Source organism: Trichocoleus sp. FACHB-40 (assembly GCF_014695915.1).
Classification (GTDB): domain Bacteria; phylum Cyanobacteriota; class Cyanobacteriia; order Cyanobacteriales; family FACHB-T130; genus Funiculus; species Funiculus sociatus.
Genome location: NZ_JACJPF010000078.1, coordinates 88,096 through 100,360 on the forward strand (window position 1 = coordinate 88,096; position 12,265 = coordinate 100,360).

Sequence of the window (12,265 nt, forward strand, 5' to 3'; positions counted from 1 at the left end):
AACGAGAAACTTAATAATAAAAATATCAAATATATGACCAGAATAATTATTCGCTACTACGATCCCAGCTATCCCTATTTAGAGTCGGCTATAAGGTCGATAAAGGGAGATTTTGAAATTGTTGTATACGATGACGGTAGCCGTGAGTTCCCGGATTTGAACTCTGTTAAAAATCGATGCCAAATCCGAAGATTAGAGCATCGGGGGCCAACTTCTACTCTCATACAAGCTTTGATTGATGCCAAGAGAGAAAACGTACAGCAAGTATTTATTCTAGATGGCGATGATGAGGCGCAAGAGTGTCTGCCAGATTTTCTCAACTCATCATTGCAATTACCTTACACGGCTGTTATCGGGCAATTCAGAGATGAACCTTCCCCAATTTACAAAAGCCAGGGAACTGATTTATTTCAGGAAGCTGTTGCTAATCTAAAATTTTGCCCTCCTTGCTTTAGTTTAAAGCTGGGAAATTGGGTTGAAGAATTGCCCAGCGTTCTCCAAATGGTGCAAACAGAATATTTAACAACCGGAACTTTATTTTTTGGTTTGTTTCTAACTCGTCAAACAGGTATTTCTGTCACCGACCAGGTAATTTATTGGAGGCAGCACGAAGCGCAAACCTACAGACAACACCACCAGGAAAGACTTGTAGTTGGGCAGAAAATTTGGCAAATTTATAATCAAAGAATTTTGGAGGATTGTAGTCAAATGTTGCGGCTTCATCCCGATGATGCTGTTGCTTATTACAATCGAGGTAATGTCCGATCTAGATTGGGCGATCGCCAAGGAGCAATTGAGGATTATACTCAGGCGTTACAGTTTAATTCTAACTTTACTGAAGCTTACAGCAACCGAGGTGTGACACGCTTTGATCTCGGAGATTACCCAGGCGCGATCGCAGACTATTCTCAAGCATTGCTACGAACCCCTAACTTTGCCCAAGCTTACAATAATCGCGGTAATGCCCGTTTGAGAATGGGCGAATATCTACCTGCAATTGAGGATTTACACAAAGCGGCTAATTTGTTTCTTGTGCAAGGGGATGTGGAGAATTACAAGCGATCGCATACTCTCCTCGCTGAAGCACATTTTAACCTGGGAATCACTTTCTCTAGGCAAAGTAAGCTTAACGAAGCTTTAACTTGTTACCAAAAGGCGCTAGAAATTAAACCCGATTTTGCTCCCGCACGCTATCAAGTTCATACTATAAAGAAAGGTTACGAATTTACTACCGATTGGTTCTCCATAAATCTTGATATTTGGCAAAAATATTTAATACATCTTTCTCAGGTTTCTGGATTAAATATCTTAGAAATCGGAAGTTGGGAAGGAAGGTCTACTTGTTGGTTTGTAGACAATCTCTTAATTCAAGATTATAGTAAGATTACTTGTATAGATACCTTCAAGGGAAGTTTAGAACAGAGTCGTTACGATCCTAGTTATTTAAGCTCTATCGAAAGCAGATTTAACTATAACATCAGTCGAACAGACTATCCGGAAAAAGTATGCAAAATAGTAGGCAAGTCTCAGGAAATATTGCGCTCGTTACCGCTAGAATCCTATGATGTTGTTTACATTGATGGTTCCCATTTAGCCAGCGATGTCCTTGAAGATGCCGTTTTAAGTTGGAGACTGGCCAAAGTTGGCGGTATTATCATCTTTGATGATTATGATTTTGTCTTCAGCGAAAATAACGTGCAAAATCCAAAAGTTGCTATAGACGCTTTTATTTCAGTTTTTTATAGTCAGGTTAAAGTTTTTCATCAATCTCACCAAGTTTTACTAGAGAAAATAGGTTATTAGATGAGCATTAAAGTATTTTACAGAATAGATAATTTCATAAAAACAACAATATCAAATAACTAGAACAAATAAAAACCATTCCGTATTTAGTAGCCGTGAAAGTGAGAGCAACATGAAACTGTTAGCAAAAAGAATAAAATGGTTGCTGGTAATATTGCCTTTTGTCGGAGTTATAAGAATAAAACAAGCGATCGCGCAACCCATTGTCCCAGCTACTGATGGCACTGGAACCATTGTCAACGTAACAGGCGATCGCTTAGACATCAGTGGGGGTAAACTCTCAGGACAAGGTGATAATCTCTTTCACAGCTTTAACCAATTTGATCTAAATTCCGCTCAAACTGCCAACTTTCTCACCAACCAAAACATTCAGAATATTTTAGGACGGGTTGTGGGAGGAGATGCCTCTAAAATTAATGGTTTAATTCAAGTCATCGGCGGCAATTCCAACCTTTACCTAATGAATCCCGCAGGCATTATATTTGGCAACAACGCCCGATTAAACGTGCCTGCTTCTTTCACCGCCACCACCGCCACTAGCATCGGCTTTGGTAACAACAATTGGTTGAATGCTATTGGTAACAATAATTATGCAGATTTATCGGGAACTCCCAGCCTTTTTAATCTGAGTGCTACTCAAGCGAGTGCAATAGTAAATAGTGGCGACTTGGCGGTAGGACAAAATCAAAACCTCACCTTACTTAGTGGTGTGGTGGTTAATACTGGGCGACTCGCAGCACCAGGGGGAAATATCACCGTAGCAGCGGTTCCCGGTGGATTAGTGCGAATTGCTCAACCAGGAAATTTACTGAGTATAGAGGTTCCAGCGACGCAAAAGGCGGCAGATTCATCCTTAGCTCAGATGCTGACGGGTGGAGATATTAGTAACGCCACAGGCGTAAAAGTCAACAGCAACGGTCAGGTGGTACTCGCAGGATCTGGCATTGGGATACCGGCAGATCCAGGTACAGCGATTGTATCTGGCAGCGCAGACGTGCAAGGCGACACTGGCGGCAAAGTGCAGGTTTTGGGCGACAAAGTGGGGTTAGTTGGTGCCAATATCAACGCTTCCGGGAACTCCGGCGGGGGAACGGTGCTAATAGGCGGCGACTATCAAGGTAAAGGAACGGTGCCAAACGCCTCTAGAACTTATGTCAGTAAAGACTCGGCAATTAATGCCGATAGCAAAATCAACGGCAATGGCGGGCGCGTCATCGTTTGGGCAGACGATGCGACAGAATTTCATGGCAACATCAGCGCCCGTGGCGGCAGCAATTCCGGCGACGGCGGGTTTGTCGAAGTGTCGGGTAAGCAGGGTTTAAGTTTTGCAGGGAAGGTGGATACAAGTGCTGATAAAGGCAGTGCAGGTACCTTGCTACTCGATCCGGTGAATATCAGGGTTACGGATCAAAGTGCGGGGCCGGGAGCGCAAGATGCTCAATTAGCAGATGGTCAAATTCTTTTTAATGATACCCCTCCGGCTGATTTCATTATCTCTGAAACTGCACTGGAGCAAGCAGTTAACTTTGGCGATGTGATTTTGCAAGCAACTAACAATATCACAATTGACAATCTAACGACTGACGGCGTTCTGGAATTTGGCTTTGGGCAGGCTACATCAATTACTTTTCTTGCCGATGCCGATCTAGATGGTGTGGGTTCGTTTGTAATGAATCCAGCAAACGCCATCAATACTAATGGGGCAAATTTATCAATTACAGGAGCAAGTCTCACTTTAGGAAATATCGCTACAGATGGTGGGGATCTTCAACTCACCAGTCGCAACGGCGCGATCGCAACTGGCGCTATCAACACCGCTCCTTTCTACGATAGTTTTGGTGGTAGCGTTCTCATTAATGCCACCAACGGCAACATTCTTATAGATGATGTCATCACACGAGGCGGAGTAATTTCAATCACCAACAACAACGGCGGGATCGAGACTGGCATATTAGATTCCACTACTGGCTTTGAGGACGCTCCTATTACCATTACTGCTACCAACGGCGACATTACTACAGATGACATCCAAGGTGGGCCAATTTCAATCATCAACAACAGCGGCGCGATCACCACAGGCACTCTCGACACTTCTGGTTTTTATGGTAATCCTGGCAATGTTCTCCTCAATGCCACCAGCGGCAACATTACTACAGATGACATTATTACTTCTGGTAGTCCTGGCAATGGTGGAGATGTAATTATTAATGCCACAAACAGCAATATTCTTACAGGCAACATTACTGCTTTTGGTGGAAATGGTGATGGTGGAAACGTAAATATTGATGCCACCAACGGCAACATTCTTACAGGCAACATTACTACCTCTGGCGATAGAGATACCAGTGGTGAAGTTAGCTTAACTGCTACAGGCAATACTGCTACAGGCAATATTGAAACTGGTGCTATCGATACCTCAATAACAGGTTTTGATATCACAGGTGGCGCTGTAACTTTAGATGCGGGAAACAATGTTAGGTTTACAACCATAAACACCCAAGCTACAGATGTAGATGGTGGAGATACTATAGGTGGAGATGTAATCATCACGGCTTCCGGAGTTGTTCAAGGAACCGGACTACTCAACAGCGGTGCTACCATTCAGACTCAAGGATTTAGCCAATTTGCTCCGGACTCAGCTCAAGGCGGATCTGTGGCAATTCAACACAATGGAGGGCGAGATAATTTTAGATTTATCGTCGGTGATGCGGCGAATAACGGTACAGCAGGCTCTATTGATACGGGTGGAAGTATTGGGAACGGTCAGATAATTTCTCCGACACAAACAATTCCGAATGTCAATACTTTAATTCCCAATGACAACACTTTTGATGTCGGCGATCCCACCGTCAATGGTATCAGAATCACCTTCATCAACCAAGCACCAACAATAACAGCAAATTCCCTGCTACCAGACGTGCAACAAAATCAGTCAATTACCTTCACATTGGCAGATTTAACTACAGGAGTGAACGATACAAATAATGACTTCACCTCAGTACGTCTGGATGCAATTAATGGGGGAACGCTAACAAGACAAGATGGCACGCCAATTGTCCCTGGCACGGTTTTGTCTGTTAACGACGTTTTAGTTTACACGCCGCCAGCAGGGGTTATTGGTCAGATTAATGCTTTGACGATTAGCGCCAGCGATCGCGTTTCCTTCTCCGCACCGCTACAGCTTTCCATCAATGTTTCTCCACCACCACCTGTACCAACGCCACCACCGCCAACACCTATACCAACGCCACCACCGCCAACACCTATACCAACGCCACCACCCACACCACTACCCACACCACTACCCACACCAAGGCGACTGTCTAGAGATTTATCACCACCCCAGGAACAACCCCTTACCCAACTACAACCGATTATTCGACTTGTCTCTGTTGAAATTGACCCGTTTTTTGCACAAGTTGACCAGGGTTTCACGCTGCAATTTCAGCAATATTTGGGAGCAATTGCCGATACTCAGCTGGCCAGCTTAGACGAGGCGCGGGAAATTACTGCCGAAATTGAGGAAGCCACAGGCATTAAACCTGCCCTAGTTTATGTAACTTTTGTACCCCAGGCAGTTGCAACAACGGGGCCAGAAAATCCCCTGTCACAGGATAGCGACCAACTGGAAATCTTGATTGTGACAGCCAAGAAACCACCAATTCGCCGGAGAATAGCAGGAGCAACGCGAGGTCAAGTTCTTAAATTAGCCCAAGAATTTCGCGGCGAACTGACCAAACCTATGAGAACGCGAGACTACCTGAAATCTGGCCAGCAACTCTATGAGTGGCTGATCGCACCTTTGGAAGGAGATTTAAGCGATCGCAAAATAAATAATCTCGTATTTCTCATGGATGCCGGGTTGCGGAGCCTACCTGTCGCCGCCCTCCACGATGGTAAAGGATTTCTGATAGAAAAATACAGCGTCGGCTTGATGCCGAGTCTCAGTCTCACCGATACTCGTTACCGCGACATCAAAAATTCCCAAGTTTTGGCAATGGGTGCTGCCAAATTTACCACGCAAAACCCCTTACCAGCAGTTCCAGCAGAATTATCCATCATCGCTGATACTCTGTGGTCAGGCAAATTTTTCCTAAACGAAGCTTTCACCCTAAATAATCTCAAGGCACAGCGCCAAAAACAACCCTTCGGAATTGTACACTTAGGCACTCACGCAGAATTTAAACCAGGCGCTCCCAGCAACTCCTACATCCAGCTTTGGGACACTCAGTTGCGATTAGACCAGATGCGGCAACTCGGCTGGAACGATCCCCCAGTAGAATTATTAGTGCTAAGCGCCTGTCGTACAGCTTTGGGAGATGAACAAGCAGAGTTAGGTTTTGCCGGATTAGCAGTGCAAGCTGGAGTGAAATCAGCGCTAGCTTCTTTATGGTACGTGTCAGATGAAGGTACTTTGGGGCTGATGAGTAACTTTTATGAGGAATTGAAAAAAGCCCCGATTAAAGCAGAAGCGCTACGTAGGACTCAGCTGGCAATGCTCAAAGGGCAAGTACGCCTTGAGGGTGGTCAAATCCGCACTTCTAATGGCTACTTCCCCTTGCCAACGTCTCTTGTTTCTAGGGGAGACGAAAACTTTGAGCATCCCTACTACTGGGCAGCTTTTACAATGATTGGCAACCCTTGGTAGGGGCGGGATGGTGTAAATACCAGGCGCTACTCGCGCGATCGCTATTTCCCCTGGAGGAAGCGATCGCGGTTTGCTAGAATTCTAGCCAATCGAATCTCCGAATTATTTGTCTTGAGTGGTGGCGACACTCGGCGCGGTTGAATCACAGAAGTCCCCAATCCCTAGTCAACATCAAACATACGCTCAGGCGCTGGTAGTTCTACCAAAGGATAGTTGCGCCCACACTAAAGAGTCAGTATAATCACCGTTGGTACGGACAGCCAAGCAGCCTAAACTCAGCAAGGTGGGAAGTATAATTTTTCCCTATCCCTGGTGACCGCGACCTTGAGGATGATTGGCAACCCCCAGATACCGATCTGGAAGGGGACATCTCTAAAGCAACTTAATTTTAGTCAATACATATTTTAAAGTTATATCCACTTCCTTTAGGAAATAAATATCTTCCTAAGTGTATATACCTAAATAAATAAAACTATAGCAACACATCTTATTAAGATTAATATGTTAAAAATATGGTTAGGATACTTTCGCAGGATAGTCTGGAAAACGAGAGAGATAGTATCATCTCAGTGGCAGTTAATTAAAAGTTTACCAGCCATCTACTACCTAATAGTGCCAGAAAGACTCGGTGCAATCTTACCAAATTTCTGGTTTCCTGCTACCCGCAAGCCGTTGGGGTAACAGGAAACCAGATTCTGAAACGAGTCGGGTGTTTCTTTGCAGGAATTAGTAAGATGAAAGTCGGTGTTTGCTCAATCAGCTTTTTGCTGAAAGCCAAAAATCAAGTAGGGAAGGAAACAGGAAAAGGGCTAAGATACCTAATTTTGCCTTTAGCGTTGAGCTTTTTGCCTGTAAGCAGCCCTATGGGGATAAAATTAGCGATCGCGCAGCCACAACCGATCGTACCTGATGCGGACACTGGCACCCAAGTCAACACCAATGGCGATCGCTTTGACATCACAGGCGGCAAACTTTCCAACGATCAAACGAACCTTTTCCACAGCTTTACTCAGTTTGGTCTGGATGCGAACCAAATTGCCAATTTTATATCGCTACCAGGAATTCAAAATATACTAGGTCGCGTCACAGGTGGCAACGCTTCCGTAATTAACGGGATTATACAGGTAACAAATGGCAACGCCAACCTCTTCTTGATGAACCCAGCAGGAATTGTGTTTGGCTCAGGAGCAAGCCTGAATGTCCCAGCCAGCTTTACCGCTACCACTGCCACAGGAATAGGCTTTGGCGACAACTGGTTAAGTGCATATGGTAATAATAACTACGTAGCCCTGAATGGGAATCCCAACGCCTTTGCCTTCACCAACGCTCAGCCTGGTGCGATTGTCAACGCAGGGCAGTTGAGCGTACCACTAGGAAAAGATATAGCCTTACTCGGCGGCACTGTAGTAAACACGGGAAACCTGCAAGCACCAGAGGGTAATATCACCGTGACAGCCGTACCAGGTGAAAACATGGTACGTCTGAGCCAACCAGGGAATGTACTGAGTTTAGAAGTTCAACCGCTTCCCCCATCTGTTCCCATCGCCCCATCCCCCTCGGTAGCACCCTCGCTTCCCCTGTTGTTAACTGGAGGCAGTGGGGTTAATGCCACAGGGCTAACAGTCAATAGCAGTGGTCAAGTGGTGCTAACAGGTTCTAACATTAGCATTCCCACAGAACCAGGAGTAGCGATCGCCTCCGGCAATCTCAATGTTTCCGGACAAACGGGCGGCAAAGTGCAAATTCTAGGCAACCAAGTTGGGCTGGTAGGTGCAAATATAAACGCCTCTGGCACAAATGGCGGTGGAAGCGTGTTAATCGGCGGCGACTATCAAGGTAAAGGTACAGTACCAAACGCCGAACGCACCTACATTGATAGCACTTCTACAATTAATGCCAACAGTCTTCTTAACGGAGATGGTGGGCGTGTCATCGTCTGGGCAGATCAAGCTACAGAGTTTTTTGGCAACATCAGCGCCCGTGGTGGCGATAATTCAGGTAATGGCGGCTTTGTCGAAGTATCAGGCAAGGTAAACCTGAATTTCAAAGGCACAGTCGATACCCAAGCACCGAAAGGTACTATGGGAACCTTGCTACTAGATCCAGTAGACATCACAATCAAGAGCGGTAGCGGTGACGGTGCGGCGGACGGAACGAACACATTTGCAGGCGATCCTTCCGGCACTACTGCTCGCATACTCTCTGGCGACCCCGGACCTACAATCATCTACGAGTCAGAACTAGAGGGTATTTCTGGCAGTACCAACATAAGTCTACAAGCCAGTAACAATATTACAATCGAGAAATTAACAGATAACGCTTTGACCTTTGATCCTGGCACAGGAAGGATCTCCTTTACGGCGGGTGGAGCTTTTTCTATGGATCGAGGAGACACCATTGTTGCCGAGGGTAGAACTGTATCAATTTCAGGAGCAACAGGTGTAACCGTTGGAAATATAGATACTTCAGCTAAGAGCCAAGGCAATGCTGGAGGTGTATCTTTGACATCCAGCTCCGGCAACATCATCGCCGGGAATATAATCACAAGCGATAAAGGCCCCGGTAATGCAGGTTCTGTAAATTTAACTGCCAGAAGCAACATTAGCGCAGGCGATATAACAACCGCAGATCAAAGCCAAGGCAATGCTGGTTCAATAACGGTTTTGTCAACTGGCGGCACCATTAACGTCGGCAACTTAGATGCAAGCGAACAGGGACCGGGTGATTCGGGTGCTGTGAATCTCACCGCCTCTGGAAGCATTACACATAAAACTATAGATCAGACTGAGCAGGGGCCGGGCGATGCGGCAGCTTCGGCTAACGTAAGACCAACAACAGGTACTAATACCAATACAGGGAACACAGGGAACACAGGGAACACAGGGAACACAGGCGGAAACCAAAACCCACCGCCTGGTGGGAATACAGGCGGCAATACAGGCAACACGGGCGGTAGCACAGGGAACACAGGCGGCAACCAAAACCCACCGCCTGGTGGGGATACAGGCGGCAATACAGGGAACACGGGCGGCAACACGGGCGGTAGCACAGGGAACACAGGTGGCAACCAAAACCCACCGCCTGGTGGGGATACAGGCGGCAATACAGGTAACACGGGCGGTAGCACAGGGAACACAGGCGGCAACCAAAACCCACCGCCTGGTGGGGATACAGGCGGCAATACGGGCGGTAATACAGGTAACACGGGCGGTAGCACAGGGAACACAGGCGGCAACCAAAACCCACCGCCTGGTGGGGATACAGGTGGCAGCACAGGTGGCAACACGGGCGGTAGCACAGGGAACACAGGCGGAAACCAAAACCCACCGGGGGGGAACCAAAACCCGTCGGGCGGAGGCAGCACAGGTGGTGACACAGGTGGTAGCACAGGTGGCACAGGCAGCACAGGTGGCACAGGCAGCACAGGTGGCACAGGCAGCACAGGTGGTGACACAGGTGGCAGCACAGGTGGCACGGGCAGCACAGGTGGTGACACAGGTGGTAGCACAGGTGGCAGCACAGGTGGCACAGGCAGCACAGGTGGCAGCACAGGTGGCAGCACAGGTGACACAGGTGGTAGCACAGGTGGTGACACAGGTGGTAGCACAGGTGGTAGCACAGGTGGTAGCACAGGTGGTAGCACAGGTGGTAGCACAGGTGGCACGGGCAGCACAGGTGGTAGCACAGGTGGCACGGGCAGCACAGGTGGTGACACAGGTGGCACGGGCAACACAGGCGGCAACCAAGGTAGTGGCAGCACGGGCGGCAACCAAGGTAGTGGCAGCAGTACAGACAGCTCTAATGGTGGCACGGGAAGCACTGGCGGCACGGGTAGTAACAGTGGTAGCGGTACTGGTGGCACTACTACCAACAAACCAAGCTCCGCAGGTAGCAAAACTGACGCTGGCAGCGATCGCGATCGCTCCGGAGATGGTCAAGCAAGCTCCGGAGATGGTCAAGCAAGCTCCGGAGATGGTCAAGCAAGCTCCGGAGATGGTCAAACAGATCAGGCAGGCAATCGCCCTCTCAACTCTTCCCAAGAGGCTAATTCATCACCGAAACAATCGGTACAGGCAAACGCGCCATCAGTTTCAGATAGAAGTGGAGACTCAATTTCTGCGCTTGATGAATCCTATACGCGGCAATTTGAGCAATATTTAGGGCTGGACGCTCAACCTCGAATTACAACACTGGCAGATGCCCAGGCAAATCTACAAAAAATTGAGCAAGCAACTGGAGTTAAACCTGCACTCATCTATATAGCTTTTGTCCCCCAGACGGCTGCACCCAGTGGGACAGCAAACATGGTACAGGAGCAATCAAACAAACCAGAAACCCAGCAACAGTCTAGTTCCCCTAGCACAGTGACCCAAATTCGGACTGTGCATGATAACGACCAGCTGGAATTAATGGTGGTGACATCAGATGGTGTACCAATTCGCAAGCGGGTTGATGGGACAATGCGATCGCAAGTTCTCAACATTGCCAATAAATTCCGCTCCCAAGTCATTAACCCCCGAAAACAGAACGGCTACCTAGCTCCAGCCCAACAACTATATAAGTGGCTGATAGCACCCATCGCCGCTGATTTACAACAGCAAGGTATCCAGAATCTGGTCTTCATCCCAGACACAGGCTTACGCTCTATCCCTATGGCTGCTCTCCACGATGGTCAAAAGTTTCTCGTGCAGAACTACAGCGTCGGGATGATGCCCAGTCTCAGCCTCACGGATACCACACACAAAGACATCAGAAACTCTCAAGTCCTGGCAATGGGAATGGCGAAATTCTCCAACCACAGCCCCCTACCAGCAGTACCTCTAGAATTGGCTAGCATTACACCAAATCTCTGGGAGGGCAAGTCCTTCCTAAACGATACCTTCACCCTAAAGAATCTCAAGTCGCAACGCAGCAGTTCGCAACCCTTTGCCATTGTCCACTTGGCAACCCATGCCGAATTTGAGATTGGTCCCCCCAGCAAATCTTACATTCAACTGTGGGACACCAAACTTCGATTAGACCAACTGCGACAAATGGGCTGGAATGATCCGCCTGTGGAGTTATTAGTGCTGAGTGCCTGTCGCACAGCACTAGGCAGCGAACAAGCAGAGATGGGCTTTGCGGGCTTAGCTATTCAGGCAGGCGTAAAGTCGGCACTGGGCAGTCTATGGTACGTCAATGATGCCGGAACACTGGGACTGATGAGCAACTTCTACGAACAATTGAAAAAAACCCCCACCAAAGCCCAGGCATTACGAGAGGCGCAGATAGCGATGCTCAATGGGAAAATACGCATTGAGGGCAATCAAATGGTTAGTCTCAAGGAAAATATTCTGCTACCTCCAGAACTGTCAAGACCAGGAAGTAAAAGTCTCGCGCATCCCTATTACTGGGCAGCTTTCACCATAATTGGGAATCCCTGGTAATAGAGTTTTGAGTTTTGAGTTTTCGGTGGTGCTAAACAAGTAATGATGCATTGTAATCATGCACAAAATACCAAATGGCACCAATGTGATTCTCTAAGGACTTGGAAAACGATAAGGTTTTTCGGACTAATCGAGACACCCGTTGTCTCAACGTGTTGTTGAATCGCTCGATGTAACTTGTTTTGCCGGTTTCTTTGCCCACTGCCCGATGCCGCTGGCTCGGTAGAACTGCTGCATACGCTGCCCAAAAATCCGTATAAGCAACCGCGAAGACAGCGGTAGACGGGGGGCAGAGAATTCCACAGTTTTCGTGCCGCGGCTTCATCGCGTACACCAATATAAACGCCAACAATTTCACGGGTGTCCGCATCAAGAGCTAACCAGACCC

General features: G+C 47.5%; 3 protein-coding genes and 1 pseudogene. 3 read left to right on the forward strand and 1 reads right to left on the reverse strand.

What is annotated here, in order from left to right:
• Nucleotides 1-33 precede the first annotated feature (33 nt).
• From H6F63_RS18560 to H6F63_RS18570, 3 genes are all read left to right on the forward strand, one after another.
• Nucleotides 34-1,803, forward strand: coding sequence for a tetratricopeptide repeat protein (locus tag H6F63_RS18560; RefSeq protein WP_190638989.1), 1,770 nt, complete (start codon nucleotides 34-36; stop codon nucleotides 1,801-1,803).
• 112 nt (nucleotides 1,804-1,915) lie between these two features.
• Entirely contained in the window at nucleotides 1,916-6,451 is a 4,536-nt protein-coding gene (locus H6F63_RS18565; RefSeq protein WP_190638990.1) for a CHAT domain-containing protein, read from the forward strand.
• Between the two features lie 734 nt (nucleotides 6,452-7,185).
• Nucleotides 7,186-11,877, forward strand: a complete 4,692-nt coding sequence (locus H6F63_RS18570; RefSeq protein ID WP_190638991.1) for a CHAT domain-containing protein — start codon at nucleotides 7,186-7,188, stop codon at nucleotides 11,875-11,877.
• 31 nt (nucleotides 11,878-11,908) lie between these two features.
• Here H6F63_RS18570 and H6F63_RS18575 read toward each other — a convergent pair.
• A pseudogene (locus tag H6F63_RS18575) lies at nucleotides 11,909-12,265 on the reverse strand (IS1 family transposase); the annotation flags it as partial.